16 protein-coding genes are annotated in these 18,238 nt (G+C 52.1%); 7 read left to right on the top strand and 9 right to left on the bottom strand.

Annotation, left to right across the window (positions count from 1 at the left end; genetic code table 11):
• Window positions 1-257 precede the first annotated feature (257 nt).
• Together ruvB and ruvA are read right to left on the bottom strand one after the other, a co-directional pair.
• Entirely contained in the window at window positions 258-1,301 is a 1,044-nt protein-coding gene (gene ruvB, locus Q0P86_RS00895) for a Holliday junction branch migration DNA helicase RuvB (protein ID WP_290990928.1), read from the bottom strand.
• A gap of 67 nt (window positions 1,302-1,368) precedes the next feature.
• Window positions 1,369-1,977 (bottom strand): Holliday junction branch migration protein RuvA, encoded by a 609-nt coding sequence (gene ruvA / locus Q0P86_RS00890; RefSeq protein ID WP_290990925.1) that lies wholly within the window; start codon window positions 1,975-1,977, stop codon window positions 1,369-1,371.
• 199 nt (window positions 1,978-2,176) lie between these two features.
• On the opposite strand from ruvA, the gene Q0P86_RS00885 reads away from it, so the two are divergent.
• Entirely contained in the window at window positions 2,177-2,794 is a 618-nt protein-coding gene (locus Q0P86_RS00885) for a hypothetical protein (protein WP_295036762.1), read from the top strand.
• On the top strand, window positions 2,791-3,906 hold the full coding sequence (locus Q0P86_RS00880; RefSeq protein WP_295036760.1) for a radical SAM protein: 1,116 nt from the start codon (window positions 2,791-2,793) through the stop codon (window positions 3,904-3,906). Before Q0P86_RS00885 ends, Q0P86_RS00880 begins: the two co-directional genes overlap by 4 nt.
• Here the strand turns inward: Q0P86_RS00880 and Q0P86_RS00875 are convergent.
• Together Q0P86_RS00875 and Q0P86_RS00870 are read right to left on the bottom strand one after the other, a co-directional pair.
• Complete coding sequence (locus Q0P86_RS00875; RefSeq protein ID WP_295036758.1) at window positions 3,903-4,733, bottom strand: NifU family protein; 831 nt, start codon at window positions 4,731-4,733, stop codon at window positions 3,903-3,905. The two genes, Q0P86_RS00880 and Q0P86_RS00875, sit on opposite strands and share 4 nt — an antisense overlap.
• Window positions 4,734-4,746: 13 nt before the next feature.
• A complete protein-coding gene (locus tag Q0P86_RS00870) occupies window positions 4,747-6,027 on the bottom strand; it encodes a glutamate-5-semialdehyde dehydrogenase (protein WP_295036756.1) in 1,281 nt (426 codons plus the stop codon).
• 238 nt (window positions 6,028-6,265) lie between these two features.
• On the opposite strand from Q0P86_RS00870, the gene Q0P86_RS00865 reads away from it, so the two are divergent.
• On the top strand, window positions 6,266-7,387 hold the full coding sequence (locus tag Q0P86_RS00865) for a hypothetical protein (protein WP_294114104.1): 1,122 nt from the start codon (window positions 6,266-6,268) through the stop codon (window positions 7,385-7,387).
• 107 nt (window positions 7,388-7,494) lie between these two features.
• Here the strand turns inward: Q0P86_RS00865 and Q0P86_RS00860 are convergent, their stop codons facing one another.
• A complete protein-coding gene (locus Q0P86_RS00860) occupies window positions 7,495-8,067 on the bottom strand; it encodes a methylated-DNA--[protein]-cysteine S-methyltransferase (RefSeq protein WP_295036754.1) in 573 nt (190 codons plus the stop codon).
• A gap of 207 nt (window positions 8,068-8,274) precedes the next feature.
• Between Q0P86_RS00860 and Q0P86_RS00855 the strand changes: the two genes are divergently transcribed.
• The 3 genes from Q0P86_RS00855 (at window position 8,275) to murC (ending at window position 12,220) form a co-directional block, all read left to right on the top strand.
• Window positions 8,275-9,375, top strand: a complete 1,101-nt coding sequence (locus Q0P86_RS00855; RefSeq protein WP_295036752.1) for an FISUMP domain-containing protein — start codon at window positions 8,275-8,277, stop codon at window positions 9,373-9,375.
• Window positions 9,376-9,741: 366 nt separating this feature from the next.
• Window positions 9,742-10,743: a PD-(D/E)XK nuclease family transposase gene (locus tag Q0P86_RS00850; RefSeq protein ID WP_295036750.1), complete on the top strand. Its 1,002-nt coding sequence runs from the start codon at window positions 9,742-9,744 to the stop codon at window positions 10,741-10,743.
• 46 nt (window positions 10,744-10,789) lie between these two features.
• Window positions 10,790-12,220: a Mur ligase family protein gene (gene murC, locus Q0P86_RS00845; protein ID WP_295036748.1), complete on the top strand. Its 1,431-nt coding sequence runs from the start codon at window positions 10,790-10,792 to the stop codon at window positions 12,218-12,220.
• A 248-nt stretch (window positions 12,221-12,468) separates the two neighbouring features.
• On the opposite strand, the gene Q0P86_RS00840 is transcribed toward murC, so the two are convergent.
• The 4 genes from Q0P86_RS00840 to Q0P86_RS00825 form a co-directional block, all read right to left on the bottom strand.
• Window positions 12,469-13,494, bottom strand: coding sequence for an agmatine deiminase family protein (locus Q0P86_RS00840; RefSeq protein WP_295036746.1), 1,026 nt, complete (start codon window positions 13,492-13,494; stop codon window positions 12,469-12,471).
• A gap of 181 nt (window positions 13,495-13,675) precedes the next feature.
• Window positions 13,676-14,542: a carbon-nitrogen hydrolase gene (locus Q0P86_RS00835; protein WP_290990898.1), complete on the bottom strand. Its 867-nt coding sequence runs from the start codon at window positions 14,540-14,542 to the stop codon at window positions 13,676-13,678.
• Complete coding sequence (locus Q0P86_RS00830; protein WP_295036743.1) at window positions 14,481-14,636, bottom strand: hypothetical protein; 156 nt, start codon at window positions 14,634-14,636, stop codon at window positions 14,481-14,483. Before Q0P86_RS00830 ends, Q0P86_RS00835 begins: the two co-directional genes overlap by 62 nt.
• Window positions 14,637-14,652: 16 nt before the next feature.
• The gene (locus Q0P86_RS00825; RefSeq protein ID WP_295036741.1) at window positions 14,653-16,074 is read right to left on the bottom strand and encodes a DUF2914 domain-containing protein; all 1,422 of its coding nucleotides are present in this window, start codon (window positions 16,072-16,074) and stop codon (window positions 14,653-14,655) included.
• 354 nt (window positions 16,075-16,428) lie between these two features.
• Between Q0P86_RS00825 and Q0P86_RS00820 the strand changes: the two genes are divergently transcribed.
• On the top strand, window positions 16,429-18,153 hold the full coding sequence (locus Q0P86_RS00820) for a proline--tRNA ligase (protein ID WP_295036739.1): 1,725 nt from the start codon (window positions 16,429-16,431) through the stop codon (window positions 18,151-18,153).
• The last annotated feature ends 85 nt before the right edge of the window (window positions 18,154-18,238 follow it).

Here is an 18,238-nt window from a genome sequence, read left to right as displayed (position 1 = left end):
AAGAAAAAAATGACACTGCAATATCTGCAGATGTCATAATGTTATAAGTGTGTCGTTTGATTTTTTTGAAAGGGGAAAGCCTTCCCCTCGTAAGCATTTCATTGCTTGCTACCCCTTCTGTGGGCACATCCCGCAACGCCCTTTACAGACCGCTCGACTCTATTGCATACTTTGAATTGTGATATCGTCTCGCTCTCGCCACCGCTCCAGCTTAACGCTTGGAGCTTTGTGGCTCACAATAGACCGCTCGATTCTAGTTACAAGTCGAGCGATTCCTGCATTCCGGATTCGGCGAGTGCCTTCGGAATGTTCTTGTGGAGCATCTCGTAGGCGGTGCGCGTGGCGGTACGGCCACGCGGCGTTCGCGCGAGGAGCCCTTTGCGGATAAGGTACGGCTCATAAACTTCTTCGAGGGTGTCCGGCTCCTCGCCGAGCGCGGCCCCGATGGTGCCCAGCCCCACGGGGCCACCGCCGAACTTGTCGATGATCATCGATAAAATCTTGCGGTCCATGTGGTCGAGGCCTTCACCGTCGATTCCAAGCATTTCAAGCGTCTTGCTCGCCGACATCAGGTCAATGACTCCTGTACCGCGAACCTGGGCCACGTCCCTGCAGCGGCGGAGCACGCGGTTAGCGATACGCGGCGTTCCACGGCAGCGTCCGCTCAAGAGTCTTGCCGCGTCTTCTTCGAGTCCGACATTCAGAATTTTCGCACTGCGCATCAGGATGCTCTTGATGTCATCGTCGTCGTAAAGCTCCAGTCGGTAATGAAGCCCGAATCGGTCTCGTAGCGGGCTAGTCAAAAGTCCACTTCTTGTGGTCGCGCCCACCAGCGTAAAATGCTTGAGCGGCAGGTTCACGCTCCTGGCCGCCGGTCCGGAATCGAGCATGATATCAAGCCTGAAGTCTTCCATGGCGGGATAGAGATATTCCTCGACCACGCGGTTCAGACGGTGGATTTCGTCGATAAACAGGATATCGTTTTCCTGTAAACTCGTCAAGAGTCCTGCAAGGTCGCTCGCCTTTTCAAGGACAGGGCCGCTCGTGATATGGATGTTCACGCCCAATTCTTTCGCGATAATCCCGGCAAGGGTTGTCTTGCCGAGCCCCGGAGGACCGCAGAACAGGCAATGGTCCAACGCGTCGCCACGGTGCTTGGCGGCTTCGATTGCAATCGAAAGGCTCTCTTTGATGTTCTTCTGTCCGGTAAACTCTTCGAGACTAGGCGGTCGAAGTGTTCGTTCAACATCGCTTTCGTCGCCTGATCTGCGTTCCGGAGAAATAATGCGCTGGTCGTCCATAATCAAGTTCTTCTAGAGATAGCTTTACCCCCTGGGGGGCACGCAATGACATTTAGTCTTTTTTTTATTAAAGATACTTCAAAGCCTCAGGGATAAGGGCTGCCGCATCGGCGGAATCACCCAAAATTTCGGCTGCTTTCATGACGGCCTTTTCTGCCGCGGGGTCCTTCACGCCGAGAGTATGCAATGCGAGAACCGCTTCCATCTTCGGTCCCGTGAGTGCGCCCATACTGGCGATTCCCGAGCCTTCTACACCGCCCAGGGCGGATAGCATGGCTCCCGCCTTGTCCTTGAGCGACAGGACCATCTGCTCGCAAGTTTTCTTGCCGAGTCCCTTGATTTTACCCAAGGCGCTCTTGTTGTCGCTTGCAATCATGTTCAAAAGGTCTGCCGGGGTGCTTCCGCTCAATATCCGCTGGGCGAGCTTGGGGCCGACTCCGTTCACGTCTAGGAGCATCAGGAATGTGTTTTTTTCGGTCTTTTCGGCAAAACCGAAGAGCGTCATGGAGTCTTCGCGCACGACGAGGTTTGTGAACAGCGTGACTTCGGCCCCCTCTTCGGGGAGTTTGCCTGCAGTGTAGGCGGATATGTTCACTCCGTAACCTACGCCGTTCACATCAACGACCACGAAAGTGGGGGTCTTTTCAACCAAAATTCCATGAATCTGCTCAATCATGACAGGACCTTTTGCACCATTTTGATTATAAACATCTGTTCACTGCACAAATATATACTATATCTTTGACTCTGTCAAGTTTTTTTTTGATTTTGGAGTCATTTTTGATAAGTTCTTGTCACACATTTTCGCCTTGTTCGACTTGGACTGCCCTTTAAGAGGTAGAATAATCTATATTGATGCAAAAGAAAGGAGGACGATGATGGATATTCGCAAGAGTAAAGTTGAAAAGAATCGGGAATGGTCGGTGTCTACCCAGAGGCGTCTTGCTGCCGCGTTGGGAGTCTCGGCGCTGGTTTCGCTGACAGCCTGCGATCCTGAGCCGACTAGTGGAAGCATCTCGGCTCCCGATGAAAATTCCTCCTCGTCGGAGGACGCAATTTCGTTTTCTGCGGACCAGAAAAACGTATCCTCGAGCAGTATTGCTCCTGTAAGTGGTGTGTCCTCGGCTTTTGATGATTTCCCGAAAAGTTCGTCCTCGGTCAAAATTGATTCGCTGGAGGTGACCGCTGGCGAAATCGTTCCGCCGCTGGAATCATCCAGTTCTTCGGCTAGGCTTGAGCCACCCATGAGTTCCTCGGTTGAATATCCACCCTCGGCGGGAATTCTTCCGCCGGATCTTCCTCCCGTAAAAACGCTCTCGAGTTCCTCGCAGGGCCGTATCGAGTCAAGTGCTGCGACTGCGGGCTTGTCCTCTTCGTTCAGCGACGTGGTTCCGCAATCCAGTTCATCTGAGCCTGAGCCATTGGCCGGCGATCGGGTTGAAATTGCGCCTCCTCTGGCGGACGTTATTGAGAATCAGCCTGTCGAAAAATGAATCTCGTCCTCTCTTTAACGGAACGGTGCAACCTGCGTTGCACCTACTGCTATTACAAGGTAAGCCACGAGGCGCGCAGCCTGGTGATGACGGATGACGTTATGGAGACGGCAATTCGGCTCGCTTTTGAACGAACCCTGAAGCTTGGCCAGAGTTTTTTGAATATCACTTTCTTTGGCGGCGAACCGTTGCTTTGTATGGACGCCATCCGCAGGGGCGTGGATTTTGCCAAGAATCTTGTGCGTGAACGGCTTGACGAGAGCGAATTCCGCTTGCGCTTTGCGGTGAATACGAACGGAACTTTGCTCGATGATTCCGTTGTCGAATTCTTGGAACGGGAAAATTTCCGCATCTATCTTTCGCTCGATGGTCATGAGGCTCATCACGATGTTTGTCGCAAGCAGGTCGGCGGGGCGGGTTCTTTCAAATTGATAGAACCGCATATTGCAGCACTCCGTAGACTTGATACGGTTGTTCTTTCAGTCGTGACCCGTGAAAATATGGGCTCGCTTTCGGCGGCTGTCCGCTGGATTCAATCCCAGGGGTTCAGGAACATGACGACGGCGGTCGATTTCGACGGCAAGTGGACGGGGGAGGAATTCGATGTTCTTGCCCGTGAGTACGCAAAGTTGGCTGGATTTTGGGTTGAACTTAAAAAGAATAAGGTTCCTTTTTACTTGGGAACTGTTCAGGACAAGCTAAAATTTCGATTGACGGGAGCGCGTCACCGTCTTACGAGCTGCCATGTGGCCGAAGGCATTGTCGCTTGCGCCGCGAACGGAAACCTTTTTCCTTGCACGCGTTTTATCAGCAGCAAGAAAGACGCCCCCTACGTCATGGGGAAAGTCTTTGACGATCCTGCTCAGATTTGGAATGGCTCGGTCGCACGGGATATTCTGGATTTCTTCAACCGCGACAAGGAAGATTGTGTAGGTTGCGCCCTGCGTTTCCGGTGCCATGCGCATGAATGTGCCTGTACGTCTTTTTATTCTACAGGTTCCATTCACGGAGTTTCGCCGGAAGTCTGTACGCACGAACGGATGCTCGCCGCAATTTGCGACGATGCTGTTTGTGACAATGCTTTTTTTTACAAGGCTCTCGGCGAAAACTAGAACAGGCTCGGGGGCGGATTGTTGTCGTCAAGGCCGGCCATGTTGCGGTCGGAATCTGACATTTCGTTCGCTTTATATTGGTCGAGCGGGTCTTCGGGTTCCACGATCAGGTTGTAGTAGACGTTGTTCTTGAGTTCGTCCTCAATGTAGAACAGCGTGCCACCCATGGCGGAGCCGCATCCGGCGCAGGCGCCCTGGTAGCGGATTTTCAGTCGGTTGTCGTCGGTGAGGTCCAGGATTTCTACGTCGCCACCATCGCCCTGGAGCATTCCTCGGACGGACTGGTGCAGCCAGGCTTCCACCTTTTCGATCTTCTGCACCTTGGTCAGGGCATTCCATTCGGCATCGGCTTCGGCGCGGCCTTCGGCGGTCTGCGTGCGGTACTTGATGCGTTCCATCTTTTCGCGAACGAGGATGGCGGTTGCCTTCTTTTCGGGGTACTCCGTGAGAATCTTTGCGATGAGTGTGTTCATCTGCTTGATTTCCGGAGCGGTTTCGGGGATGGCCCGCACATCGGGGGTGTCGCGGAGTTCAAGTTCGATGCTTTCGGCGGTAATGGCGCAAGCTTCGTCTACGGTTACCATCTGGATTTTCTTGCAGAATGTATCGGCAAGAGCGGTAAAGATGGGACCACCGTAGGTGAAGAATCTCGTTTCCAGAATCTTGTCGCATTCCGGGTCGATCATCAGGTAGACTTTCAGGCTCGCTTCCTTGACGTCGACGAGGGCGAGTCCCTTTTCGTCGGCTTCAATCTGGAAAATGGCTCCCCTGTACTTGGGGGCCTTCGCTAAATCCTGCAACTTTTGTGACAAATCTTCGACACTCATCTTTTAAATCCTGTTATGCTCGCACCTGGCCATTGCCGCGCAAAATCCACTTGTAGCTGCAGAGGCTTTCGACACCCATCGGGCCGCGCGCATGCAGCTTGTCGGTCGAGATGCCCACTTCGGCGCCGAGGCCGTATTCGCCACCGTCGGCAAAGCGCGTACTCGCGTTCACCATCACGCTGCTGCTATCCACGTTCGCAACAAAGTAGTCCTGCACGCTTGCGTCTTCGGCCACCACGGCTTCGGTATGGCGGCTGCTGTTCTTTTCGATATGGTCGCAGGCTTCGGCGACGTTATCGACGAACTTGACGCTAGCCTTGAGGGCGAGGTATTCGTGGTGGTAGTTGGAGTCGTCGCCAAAGTCTTTGATGCGGCTGTCGTGGCTCTGGGCGTCGTGATCGCCAAAGAGTTCCACGCCGCGGTCGGCGAGGCAATCAATCAATTTCTTCGTGGTGGCCGCGTCAATATGGCGGTCAATAATCACGCATTCCATGGCGTTGCACACGCCGGTGCGCTGCGTCTTGGCGTTAATCAGAATGTTCACCGCCTTGTCCATGTCGGCGGACTTGTCCACATACACGTGGCAGATGCCGTTAAAGTGCTTAATCACCGGAATCTTGCTCTGTTCCACGACCGCGCGGATCAGGCGTTCGCCTCCGCGGGGAATCACGAGGTCGAGGCAGTCGTTACGCTGCAAGAGCATGCCCACCAGGTCGTGGCTCGTTTCGGTCACGAGCTGCACGGCGTCTTGGTCGATGCCTTCTTCGGCGAGGGCTTCGTGGAAAATGCCGGCGAGGCACTTTGCGGAATTCAGCGATTCCTTGCCGCCGCGCAAAATTACGGCGTTGCCCGCCTTAAAGCAGAGGCAAGCTCCGTCAATCGTTACGTTCGGGCGGCTTTCAAAAATAAAGAACACTGAACCGATAGGCACGGCCACGCGGCTTATCTTGATGCCATTCTTGAGTTCGCGGCTTTCGAGTACCTTGTTCAGCGGATCGGCAAAAGAGGCGATTTCTTCGGCGCCCTTGGCCATGGCCTCGATGCGGGCATCGTTCAAGGTCAAGCGGTCCATCTTCGAGTCGTCGAGCTTTCCGGCGGCGGCTTCGAGGTCTTGCTTGTTTGCTGCAAGGATTTCCGGCTTACGGTCGCGCAGAATCTGGGCGACACGGTTCAGTACGGCGCTACGCTTTTCGCCCGGGAGGGTACGGAGCGCCTTGCTTGCCTTCTGGGCGTTTTTGGCCAGAAGGTCGGAGTATTCTTCCAAGTTGGAATATTTCAAGTTGGAGCAAGTCATAAGCCGTTTTTATCCTTTTTTGAGCATTTTTTTAACTGTTTGTCTTATTTTACAATATAGAAACTTGTTTTTTGTCACATTGGAGTATAATTTCAAAATACAGGTTTGTTGTTACCCGCGACGTTGGTGTGTTGTCGCAAGGTATCGGACTTGGGTGTTTTGACTCGGTGCAGTCCTTCTCTCTCGGGGAGGCACCGGGTCTTTTTTTGTGCCTCGGAAAAATTCTATCTTTTTACCCATGGCAAAGAAGAAAAAGATTTGGAAATCTCCGGCCATGGCACAGGCCATGCGCAGCAAAGAAGACAAGCTCCGTGAAACGCTGACGCAGATTGTAAGCGGACAGAGCAGGCTTTTACACCGCCCCGAAGACTTGTACGAGGCGATTGCAAACGGCATTGACGATATCGAAAACTTCAAGAATCCGAAAGATCAGCTGGAACTTTTGGCTTGGACGTTGCGTGCGGACTTTATTTCGTTCAAGGCCGATACGGACGAAGAAAAGGAATACTGGGACAGCCTCTTTTACGATGCGGGCACATTCTTTGTGGAACTTGCAACGCAGTATACCGACAAGGATTATGTTGCGGACTTGGTTCATGACCTCGCCATGCGCCATGTGGGTGGCGAAGGCCGCTCGGTGGTTTTCCTGAGCGTCGGAGAAATTTTGCCCAAGGAACGCGCGCAGGCCTTGCTTGAAGAATTGATTAACAAGGTGACCGAAGTTGACCAGGGCAACCGCGAAGATGTTCTTGACGCGATTTGCGATATGGCGGACTCCATCAAGGATGCGGCAAATTTTGCGAAGGCTGCACTGTTGAAAGATCCTGACAAGAGCAATGCGACGCTTATCGACATTGCCAATGCGCAGTTTATGGCGGGTAACCTTGAACTGGCCAAGCAGTGGCTCGGCGATGTGCGAAACCCTGGTTCCGAAGACGAAGAAGCGTACCTCGATTTGCAGGCCGCCATTGCCGACAAGGAAGGCCGCAAGTCCGACTGCATCAAGATTGCCCGTACCTTGTACGAAACCTTCCCGAAGGTGATGAACCTAGGGCGTTTGGCCGCCTTCTTGCCCGAAGCGGATGCTGACCGTGTACTCAAGGAACATGAACAGTTCCGTAACGGTAATACGGCGAATCTCGAATTTATGCAACTGCTCGCAGGCATGAAGCGTTACGAACAACTTTCGGGCTACGTGGACCGCTACGAAAAGGATTTAACGACACTCGATGCCGAAGAACTGACCGAACTTGCCGATGCGATCGAAAAGGATGGCCAGAAGGCTCTTGCCGACCACATCCGCGACTGGATTGTGGAAGAACCCGAGGATGCCCAGGCCTTTGATAATAGTGATAAGTAGACGAACGATTTAAGTCATCCTGGAGACCGTAGGTCGATACCGGACAGCACTTGGCAACTTGTTGCCTTAGTGCGCATGGTCCCCGAATGGGGAGGATCCAGTACTTATTATTCCAGCAACAGTTCCTGCGGGATAGCGCCTTCGATAACGAGGAAACGCCGCTTGAGGTCGAGCCCCAGGGCGTAGCCGACCAGGCTTCCGCCCTTGCCCACCACGCGATGGCAGGGGAGGATAATCTGTAGCGGGTTCGCGCGGAGGGCGGCGCCCACGGCACGCGTGGCGCGGGGCTCTCCAACTGCTCCGGCCACCTGCTGGTAGGTGCGCGTTTCTCCGTAAGGAATCTCGGCGATGGCTTCCCAGACCTTCTTCTGGAAATCGGTGCCGTACACCTTGAGTGGGAGCGAAAAATCGCGGAGTTTACCCGCTAAATACAAATTAAGCTGTTGCACGGCCTTGCGGTAGGCGCGGGCCACCGTCGAAGATAGTGTCTGAACCACATCCGGCTCGGCATAGGCGCAGGCCTGAACCGAACTCGGCACGCCTTCTCCCGTATAGCGCAGGCTACACAGTTTGGATTTCTCGAACACGAAAGTCCACTGCCCCCACAAGTTGCGGTGCGCAATCGTCGTGAATCTTGAATCCGAGAAGTTCATGGTATGAATATATAATTTGACGGTCATCTGGTTGTCAAAATTGATTGTAAAAAGACAAAAATGGTACAATTCCCTAAATTTTCCAGTTTTTTGAGCCATTTTACTATTTTTAGATTGGGTTAGGAGGTTTTTGTGGGCTTTTACAACTGGAGGTTTTCTGTGAAGATTTTTTCATAGTGTCATTTTTGGTCTGTCATTCTCGAAGCGAAGCGTAGGGAATCCATACTTCTTGCCTTGGCCCTTGTCTTTGCTGTATTTACGGCATGCGACAGCGTTTCCAGCAGTGCCGACCCTGATCTGATTGCGGAAGTTTCGAACAGTAGCGGTGATGATGAAAACCTCTCCTCGAGTTCCGTTACGGATAAAGGAACGTCTTCCGGTAGAAGTTCGAAGTCCTCTAGCTCTATAAGTGGCAAAAATAGTAGCTCCTCAGTGAACTCTGGCTCGGACACATCTAGTTCCGATGAGGGATCTCCTGTCAAATCTTCGTCAAGTAGTCTTGATTCTTGTAAAGAAGAATATGAAGGACGCGAAAAGATTTCTTTAGATGAAAATCGCCAACGTGTTGAATTTGTATGTCATGATGGCTTTTGGATTCCCTTGCCTAAATCTAGTTCGTCAGAAATTTCTAGTAGCAGCTACTACGATATGTCGAAACAGTATAATGAAAATATCAAGTATGGTGAGTTTACGGACCCTCGCGATGGAAAAGTCTACAGAACCATTACGTATGAAGATAAACCTGTGAAAGCGACGTATGTTATTATGGCGAGCAATTTAAATTATGGCGAGATGGTTCCCGTAGACTCGGCAACGAACGCCGACGGCGTTGTCGAAAAGTTTTGTTATAACGATGATCCTTGGTATTGTGATAATGGTTTTGGTGGGCTTTATTCCTGGAGCGAGGCGATGGGGTTCCACCGGGCGTGTGACACTCTTTTCCTAGGAGCATCTGCTGACTGTCCTGATGTTTTTGATAGCTTGTCTACTCGTATTCAACACCAAGGAATTTGCCCAGATGGATGGCGTGTCTTGAATGAGTTTGAATGGAGAGGACTTCCGGCGACTGGTTTTGGATCCTTTAAGATGCTTTCGAAACTTTTTATGGGTACGGATCAGGTTGGATTTTCTGCACTGCTTGGAGGCGGGTACCTTAGGGGTAAATATAAAAGTATGGGTGTGTATGGTGAATACTGGCTCCCTGCCGAAACAGGAGATGATGCCTTGTATGCGCAAACAACACTTCTAGATGAATATGAAGTTGTGTTTCGTGATTCGGAACAGAAACCGAGCAAGTTACCCATCCGCTGCGTGATGAATTATAGTGTAGACTAATCAACGATTGTCGACATCCATTTTAAACTAAAAAAACAGGGCTTTTGGGAAAAGCGTGCAAGGCTCTACTGCGCGGGCGCTTGCGCACGCATAGGAGAGCCGCCGCAGCGGACGCCGTAGGCGTCAAAAGCCTTTTGGAAGTTATTATGTCAAACAAGAACAACAAGAAGAATTCTACCCGTAAGAGCTATAAAATTGAGTCGTTAGAGCCTCGTATGCGCTAAAGCGATCTTTTTTTTACACAAGTTTTACAAACGTACTCTTGCCAAAAATGAGAGTCTTTCTATATTCTCGATGCAGTTCTGAAAAGTGTGCAGAGACATCCAAGAAATTGGATGTTTTTCTTTTTTCAAAGGAATACTGTACATGAACAAAAACCGCAAACCCTACATTGTCACGAATGCCGCCGGCGTGGAATATCTCCTGCCGACATACCCGCAGACATTCCGCGCCCTGATGGATGACAAGGAAACCGTCAAGGACGTGCTGAATAGCCTGCTCCATCTAGAAAAGTCCCGCGAAATCGTCAATCTTGAATACCAGTTCGAAAAGAACATTGATGTGTTCATGCCCGGCGCGGAGCCAATCCGTCTTGACGCCTGGATTTCCACCAAGGACAACAGGTTCATTAACGTGGAGTTGCAAAACCGCCTGCATCCGTTTTTTAGCGACAGAATGCAGCTGTACAATGCCTACCTGACCATCCGCAGCAAGCACGACTACAACGAGTCGGAATACTTCAAATCGCTGCCCGAAGACGAAAAAAAGACTCGGTATTACGAGCTGCCCGAGACGGTTTCTATTTGGCTTTGCAATTTCCCGATCCTGAAATCGCCTGAAATTTATAGGGATTCGTGGTCGGTGTTCAGCGAACATGATGTAAAAACGGGCGCCACCCTCCCCATTTTCCCCAAAAATAAATATATTGTAGTTGACCTGCCCAAGTTCATCAAGTTGCACGAAGGTGTGGATTCCCGCGAGGCGTTCTGGCTCAGGCTTCTTTCCAAGGGACCGCTTGGCGTGCCTGAGACGGAGGACCCGCTCTTTGCTGGTGCGCTTGATCGCTTGCGTGTCAGCGTCGCGAAACCGGAACTCATCGATTCCTTGGAGGCCTACATGTTTGACGAACGCCATGCGGAAGAAGCGATTATCGCCGAAGCCTACCTCAACGGCAAGGCGAAAGGAGAAGCTGACGGCCATGCTGAAGGTCTTGCAAAAGGTCTTGCAAAAGGTCTTGCTAAAGGTCGCGCAGAAGGCCGCGCAGATGGAAAACGTGAAATGGCGCGGGCTCTTAAGGCCATGGGCGATTCTACGGAAAAAATCGTGGCAGTTTCTGGGCTTACTCCGGCAGAAGTCGAAGCGCTGTAGCCCGGTATGATAGCTAAAATAGACGTCTTTTACTACATTTCCTCGCATGGAATCTTACTTTTTTATCGGTGTTGCGGGCGTAGGCATGAGTGCCATCGCCCAGTATTTGGTTGGCAAGGGTATTGCAATTAGCGGTTCTGACCGCCAGTTCGGTGAGTTTTTGGCAGGTAAGTGCGAAAAGCCCCTCGTCATGACCCAGCTCGAGGAATGTGGCGTCAAGTGTTTTGCACAGGATGGTTCTGGTGTCGTGGAGGGCCTGAATGCAGTGGTCGTGAGTACCGCCATCGAAGACACGAACCCGGACCTCAAGCGCGCCAAGGAACTGGGAATCCCGGTAATGCACCGTAGCGAAATGCTCGCGAAGATTTCGAAGGAAGCCCGCACGATAGCCGTGAGCGGAACCAGCGGAAAATCAACCGTGACCGCCATGATTTACCACATTTTGCAATATGCGGGTCTCCAGCCGTCGGTCATGACGGGGGCGGGCCTTGTGAACTTGCAGAAAGAAGGCAAGATCGGTAACGCCGTTTCGGGCAAGGGCGAATGGCTCGTGGTCGAAGCAGACGAAAGCGACGGAACGCTGGTGCGCTACGAACCCGAAATCGGTTTGATTCTGAACGTGGACAAGGACCATAAGGAATTGAGCGAACTTCAGGAAATCTTTCTCAAGTTTAGCCACAACATTTTGGACAACGGCAAGATTCTGATTGTAAACGATGCGCACCCACTGGCCAAGAAGTTTAGCGCCGGTCGCGAATTCGATTTTGGCTTCGAAAACTATGTGGGCGTGCAGGGCACGGACTTCAAGTCAGTCGGCACATCCATTCAGTTCCGTGTGCGCCACAATGCAGAACTTGTGAAGTTCGTGGTGCCGCTCCCGGGCAAGCACAATATGGAAAACGCCCTGGCCGCAACGGCCGCCGCTCTCCGCGCAGGAGTAACGCTGCATACCTGTGCCGATGCCCTTGCGACATTCCCCGGCGTGTTCCGCCGCCACCAGATTTTAGGGACATTCAACGGCGTGACGCTTGTCGATGACTTCGCCCATAATCCGGCGAAAATTGCCGCAAGCATCAGAAGCGCACAGGACTTTACCGAGGGCCGCGTCATCGCCTGGTTCCAGCCTCACGGCTTTGGCCCCACGCGATTCCTGCGCAAAGACCTTGTGGAATTTATCGCGAAGACGCTCCGCCCCAAGGACTTTGACGACGACCGTGAAAACGACGTGATGTTCTTCAGCCAGATCTACTATGCAGGCGGCACCGTCACCCGCGACATCAGCGCCGGTGATCTCGCCGACGATCTGCTCCTCAAGGGCTGCGAAGCCATCTACATCGAAGACCGCAACGAATGTGCCGAAAAGATGGTGGAATATGCCCAGCCCGGCGACACGATTTTGCTGATGGGTGCGCGAGATCCGAGTCTACAGAATTACGCTCAATATGTGCAGAAGTTACTCGAAGAAGAGTTAATGTAAGCACACCCATCGCTGTGAGCTGAACACGACTCGTATTGACGAGTCGTGTCAGCGAGAGAATCGGCGTTGGGGAAGTCCCTTGTTGATTCTAGCCGATTCGGTCTTTATAGGGTGCGCGAGATCCGAGCTTGCGGGCTTATGCACAACACGTGCAGAAGTTGCTTGAAGAAAATTTGATGTAACTCTTCTAAATAAAAAAACTGTGATTTTCAAGTCACAGTTTTTTTTGCGAGTGCGTCGGTCGTGTCTTAAGCACTTTCGTGCTTGCTCATGCAATGCAGGCTACCGCCTTCTTCAATCACGGTGCGGCAGTCCAGCCCGATGACCTTGCGGTCAGGGTACACGCTTTCAAAGTAGCGCTTGGCGACAGCGTCGTTCGGCGACTTGTACTTCGGGAAAATGAGCGCTCCGTTGGCGTAGATGAAGTTCATGTAGCTGGCCGGCAAAATCTGTCCGTCGTCGAGCTTGCGCTGCGGCGGGAGCGGCAATGTATCGACCTTCGCCGACTTGCCGTAATGGCTCTTGAGCCAGGTTTCGATCAAGTACTTCGCTTCGGTCAGAATCACGTTGTTCGGGGAGCGCTTGTCTGTCGCTTCGCATATCACGATGCGGTCCTTCGCCACGAAACGCGCCACATTGTCGATGTGTCCGTCGGTGTGGTCGCCGTGCAAACCGTGGGGGAGCACCAACATGTCGCGGAGCCCGAAGGCCTTGCAAAGCGCCTTGACAACCTTCCTGATTTCCTTCGCGTCATTACGGTTCTTGCCTGTCAGGCAATCCAGCGTAGTAATGCCGAGGCCGTCACCATTGACTTCGATAGCGCCACCTTCAAAAATGTACGGGACGCTTACGTCCTTCTTGTATTCAAAAATGTCGGCGATTCGAGCAGGAATTTCGTTGTCATTTTTCCAAGGCGGAAATTTTGCGCCCCAGGCGTTAAAGACCGTTTCAGAAACAATCGTTTCTTTTCCCTTCTTCAAGAAGAACGGACCGTAATCGCGAATCCAGATGTCGTCTGTCTTGATGGTAAAGAAACTAGCCGGGTAAGGGCGGTCGGCAACGGAAATTTTTTCTTCCGTCGTCAAAAAGTCCTTTTTAGGAATCAGCACATTCACGGGCTGGAATTCGCTAATCGTGCGAATCAAATCGACATAGAATTTGCGGATCATTTCTCCGCGTTCACCGTACCAGTTCTTTTTATTGTGTGGGAATGCGAGCCACGTGGCGGCCTGTTCTTCCCATTCGGCGGGGTAACGTACATTTGTTTTAGTCATATTTACTATCTACCATAAGAGTCATTCTTGACCGAAGGGAGGGCGGACAGCACTTGGCAACTTGTTGCCTTAGTGCGCTGGTCCCCATGGGGAGAATCCAAGACTGGTTTCCGTCGCTGCGCTCCAGGATGACTTTTGTAATCGCTTCATCCTCGACCAACGGGAGGGGATCCAAGTTGACTTAGTTCGTTCCCCAGATTTTCAGGATGTCGCCATAAAGGTCTACGCGGCGGTCGCGGAAATGCGGCCACCAGCGGCGATTTTCTTCGGTTTCCTTCAGGTCAATTTCTACGATGCTTGCACCCAAGAAATCGGTGTCGCACTTGTGAATCAAGTAGCCATCAGGGGCCGCCACGAACGATGTTCCCCAGAAGGTGAGTTCTCCTTCGGTACCGATGCGGTTTGCCGAAAGCACAAAGGTGCGGTTTGCAATGGCGTGCCCACGCATCACCGTAACCCAGCTGTCCTGCTGGCGCGGGTAAATTTCAGCGGGTTCCGATTTCATCCAGCCGATAGCGGTGGGGTAAATCAAGATGTCCGTACCCTTCAGGCTCATGATGCGGGCCGCTTCGGGGAACCACTGGTCCCAGCAAATCAGCACGCCAAGCGTACCGGCGCTCGTCTTGATGGGTTCAAAACCGGTGTCGCCCGGAATGAAGTAATACTTTTCGTAGAAAGCCGGATCGTCAGGAATGTGGCTCTTGCGGTAAAGACCGGCAATGCTTCCGTCGCGTTCAAAAACGAATGCGCTGTTGTGATAAATGCCGCGGGCGCGCTTCTCGAAGAACGGGAAAACGATTACCGCGTTGATTTCCTTTGCAATATTCTGCCACTGCTTGACGATGGGGCTATCTTTTTCGATGGCCATGTCAAAAAAGTCGGCATTTTCTTCGAACGGAAAATACGGCGTGTGGAACATCTCGGGGAGAACGACCAGGTCGATTCCCTTGCCCTTGAGCGCAAGTGCCTGGTCCACGTACCACTGGTTATTGGTTTGGCTGTTGCCCGTCCACTTGCCTTGCAGTGTTGCTGTCTTGATTTTGTTCATTTTGCAAATCTTTGTTGTTCAGTTTTAGAAACCAATAATCTTCGCTGTTAATGGAACTAGCGTTAAGGATAGGATCGTTTTCTAAATCGTTCATAGTTTAAATATAGAAATTAGCGGAGGGTGTCACGAACAAAACCGTCTTCAGGAGGTTCGCCAAAGACTGCGAAGGTTCCCGAACCGATAACGGCCCCGTTCTTGTACGCGACTTCGACGCGGTACTTGCCCGGGGGCGTGTTCTTTTTGCGTGTGAACGTCCTGAAACCCGATTCGCGGCCTCCGTTTAGCGTCATGCGTCCCGAAGAAATGCGGTCCGTCAGTTTGTACTTGCCTGTTTGAGGATCCTGGTAGTACCATAGGTATTCCAGTTCGGCCTTGAGTTTTGCCGGTGCGTAAATCGAGGCGAGGAAATAAACCTCGGAAGAATCAACCTTGTGTACGCTCGGAATCTGCAATCCGATGCTCTGGAAAATATTTGGGTCATCGATGTCGCAGGTGTAGGTTGCCTTGTCAAAATTCTGGCAGGCAATTTTTTGCTTGAGCACGAGCGGAACGGGCGGAACCCAGTTCATGATATAGGCGACCACCAGGAGAATGCTGATGAGCGCCGGGGCTACGAGAATGCTCTTTTTGCGGTGCGAAATTTTCCAAATAAACATGCAAATTCCGAACGAAAGTAACGTACTCAGGAAAAACCAGATGAATCCGATTCGATGAACCAAGTGCGGAATGGCAAAGTTCATGAACATGGTGCCCAGTAGGCAGAAAAAGGCGAGGCTCACTCCGAAGCTTTCGTATTTCTTCTGCAAGAATTCGTTCCCGACCAAAAGGATTGCTAACAAAATAACGAGTAGGAACGAGGCGAGTGATCCGCTGCTCTTGAAATAGCAGACAACAAGGGCGCTAAACAGGCCGCCGAAGCAGAACTGGACTGCCCAGGTGAAACGTTGTTTCCAGGTTTCGCTCCATTCGCGGTCCAAAAAGCGGTGGCGCACGACAATCGCATTTTCGGGAATGGCGGTCGATTCATAGCCGACGTTCTTGGCGAACTTGCAAGCGGCATCTTTCGCTTTGACTGCGGCATCCTTTGCCTGGGCGGATGCCTTGGCGGCGGCGTCTTTCGCTTCTTGTGCTGCTCGGTTCGCCGCTTCGATTGCCTTGGCGGGAGCTTTTTCTGCAAGGAGAGCAGCTGCCTTCTTGAATTTAGATTCGATGGCTGTTTCTGCAGGAGCGTGAGTTTTGGGTGGTGTAGTTGCTGATGACGTATTTTGCTTGGGTTTTGCCTGAGCCTCCGCCAGCGCTTGCAGGCGTTCTGTGGTCCAGCCTTCGGGGTGTTCCAGCTGCGCCGAAAGCAAGATTACCAGAATAAGCGCACCGGTGTAATAGGCGAGTAGGATAAGAATGTCGGACTCATAGACCATTTGCCCGAGCGTAATGGAATCCCATGCAAAACCGCCCAAAAAGGCTATCGCGGGGAAGAATTTCTCAAATTTTTTGACAGCGGGCTTTTCCCGCAACTTGTTCACGAACTCCATGTCAAAAAAATACAAAAAAGGGAGGCTTTTGATCCGAATACAAAGATAAAGAAATGTTTATTTGCTTCTATATGCTGGTGGTTCAATTATACTTGGATTTTTTGCTTGGAAACTCCAGATTTGAATTTCGATTGCGAAATATCAGGGTATGATTGTTTATTTCGGTAATCAAAGTATTCATGTTAATACAAAACAGCTTGTAGATGGCTCTTATAAATGTAAAGATGCCTTCAGCGGGGATTTATCTTGTAAAAGTGGGAGCAGAAATGCTTCGGATAAAGGTCTTTGAATAGTTTTGCAGGCCTCGATTCTTGTCGAGCGTCTTCGTTTTAGCTAAATTTACGCCGAAAAAATGTGAGCCGTTCCGACGGCGAAGGATCTAAAATGAAACTCTCCAAGTACTTTTACGTCACGCTCCGCGAAACGCCCAGCGATGCCACCATGCCCTCCCACATCTTCCTCATGCGCGGCGGCTACATCAAGCCCGTCTCTACCGGTATCTATTCCATGATGCCGATGGGTTTCCGCGTGATCCAGAAGATTGTAAACATCATCCGCGAAGAAATGAACAAGATTGGCGGTATCGAAGTGGACCTGCCGGTGGTGCAGACCGCTGAACTCTGGAGCGAATCGGGCCGTTACCAGGCCATCGGCGAAGAATTGCTGCGCTTCAAGGACCGCAACAACCACAACATGGTGCTCGCCATGACCCACGAAGAGGCCATGACCGACCTCGTGCGCTACGTGCTCAACAGCTACAAGCAGCTGCCGGTGATGCTCTACCAGTTCAAGACCAAGTACCGTGACGAAGCCCGTGCCCGCGGCGGTCTTATCCGCGTTCGCGAATTCCTGATGAAGGACGCCTACAGTTTCCACACCAGCCAGGAAGACCTGGACCGTCACTACCAGGAAGAATACGACGCCTATCTGCGCATCTACCGTCGTGTGGGCATTGAACCGGTGGTGGTGCAGAGCGATACCGGCATCATGGGCGGTAAGGTCGCTCATGAATTCATGCTGGACACTCCGAACGGCGAAGATTACTTGATTCTTTGTAAGAAGTGCGGCTACCAGGCCAACCGCGAAATTGCGAAGTTCCAGCGTGTTCCGTTCAAGGGTGACGAAAATGCGGCCCTCGAAAAGGTCGCCACGCCGAACAGCGAAAGCATCGACGAACTCACCAAGTTCCTGAACGTGCCCGCCGAATCCACCGCCAAGTGTGTGTTCTTCGACTTCGAAGGCAAGCTCATCACGGTGGTGGTTCCGGGCAACCTCGACGTTTCCGAGATCAAGCTTCACAACTTGCTGAAGGCGAAGGAACTTTACCCCGCCGAAGACAGCCTCATCAAGGCCTGCGGCATGGTTCCGGGCTTTGCGTCCCCGATTAATTCTCACGATACGCGCATCATCGTGGACGAAGCGCTTGCCGATTCCTTCGACCTCGTGACCGGCGCAAACGAAGAAGGCTTTCACTTCAAGCATTGCAACCCGAAGCGCGACTTCCCGAAGTTCGAAGTGGCCGACATCGCCGAAGCATCCGAAGTCTGCAAGTGCCCCTGCTGCGGCGAACTCCTCACCGAGACCCGCGGTATCGAAATGGGCAACATCTTCAAGCTGGGCACCAAGTTCTCCGAATCAATGGGCGCCAAGTTCCTCACCGCCGAAAAGACCACCGCTCCGGCCATCATGGGCTGCTACGGCATCGGTGTGGGCCGCCTGATGGCCTCTGTCGTGGAAAACAGCCACGATGACTTCGGACCGATTTGGCCCAAGTCCATCGCGCCCTTCCAGGTGGAAATCGTCCCCATCGGCAAGGAAGCCGAACTAGTGGAACTCGCCGAAAAGTTCGAAAAGGAACTCGAAGCTGCCGGCATCGACGTGCTGGTGGACGACCGCGATGAACGCCCGGGCGTCAAATTCAAGGACGCCGACCTCTGGGGTTCTCCGGTGCGCATCGCCATCGGCAAGAAGGGCCTCGCCAACGGCGAAGTCGAATGGAAGTTCCGTAACGAAAAGGAATTCTCCATGGTCAAGGTGGTCGACGTTGTCGCCAAGGCTAAGGCATACTTTAAAGAGTAAACGAAGAGCCCGTGCTATTCATCACCTCTGCTTCGGTAGGGGTGTTTTTTTCTTGACAAAGCTGTTTTTTTTTCTTACATTCTGA

Source organism: uncultured Fibrobacter sp., assembly GCF_946062555.1.
In the GTDB taxonomy this organism is placed as follows: domain Bacteria; phylum Fibrobacterota; class Fibrobacteria; order Fibrobacterales; family Fibrobacteraceae; genus Fibrobacter.
This window is presented reverse-complemented; position numbering and strand designations above follow the sequence as displayed.

Excerpts from the sequence above, each read along its gene's own strand:
- Q0P86_RS00875 (WP_295036758.1), bottom strand. The coding sequence starts at position 4,733 with ATGAGTGTCGAAGATTTGTCACAAAAGTTGCAGGATTTAGCGAAGGCC.
- Q0P86_RS00870 (WP_295036756.1), bottom strand. The coding sequence starts at position 6,027 with ATGACTTGCTCCAACTTGAAATATTCCAACTTGGAAGAATACTCCGAC.
- ruvA (WP_290990925.1), bottom strand. The coding sequence starts at position 1,977 with ATGATTGAGCAGATTCATGGAATTTTGGTTGAAAAGACCCCCACTTTC.
- Q0P86_RS00830 (WP_295036743.1), bottom strand. The coding sequence starts at position 14,636 with ATGAACGATTTAGAAAACGATCCTATCCTTAACGCTAGTTCCATTAAC.
- ruvB (WP_290990928.1), bottom strand. The coding sequence starts at position 1,301 with ATGGACGACCAGCGCATTATTTCTCCGGAACGCAGATCAGGCGACGAA.
- Q0P86_RS00825 (WP_295036741.1), bottom strand. The coding sequence starts at position 16,074 with ATGGAGTTCGTGAACAAGTTGCGGGAAAAGCCCGCTGTCAAAAAATTT.
- murC (WP_295036748.1), top strand. The coding sequence starts at position 10,790 with ATGGAATCTTACTTTTTTATCGGTGTTGCGGGCGTAGGCATGAGTGCC.
- Q0P86_RS00880 (WP_295036760.1), top strand. The coding sequence starts at position 2,791 with ATGAATCTCGTCCTCTCTTTAACGGAACGGTGCAACCTGCGTTGCACC.
- Q0P86_RS00885 (WP_295036762.1), top strand. The coding sequence starts at position 2,177 with ATGATGGATATTCGCAAGAGTAAAGTTGAAAAGAATCGGGAATGGTCG.
- Q0P86_RS00865 (WP_294114104.1), top strand. The coding sequence starts at position 6,266 with ATGGCAAAGAAGAAAAAGATTTGGAAATCTCCGGCCATGGCACAGGCC.
- Q0P86_RS00840 (WP_295036746.1), bottom strand. The coding sequence starts at position 13,494 with ATGACTAAAACAAATGTACGTTACCCCGCCGAATGGGAAGAACAGGCC.
- Q0P86_RS00860 (WP_295036754.1), bottom strand. The coding sequence starts at position 8,067 with ATGACCGTCAAATTATATATTCATACCATGAACTTCTCGGATTCAAGA.
- Q0P86_RS00850 (WP_295036750.1), top strand. The coding sequence starts at position 9,742 with ATGAACAAAAACCGCAAACCCTACATTGTCACGAATGCCGCCGGCGTG.
- Q0P86_RS00835 (WP_290990898.1), bottom strand. The coding sequence starts at position 14,542 with ATGAACAAAATCAAGACAGCAACACTGCAAGGCAAGTGGACGGGCAAC.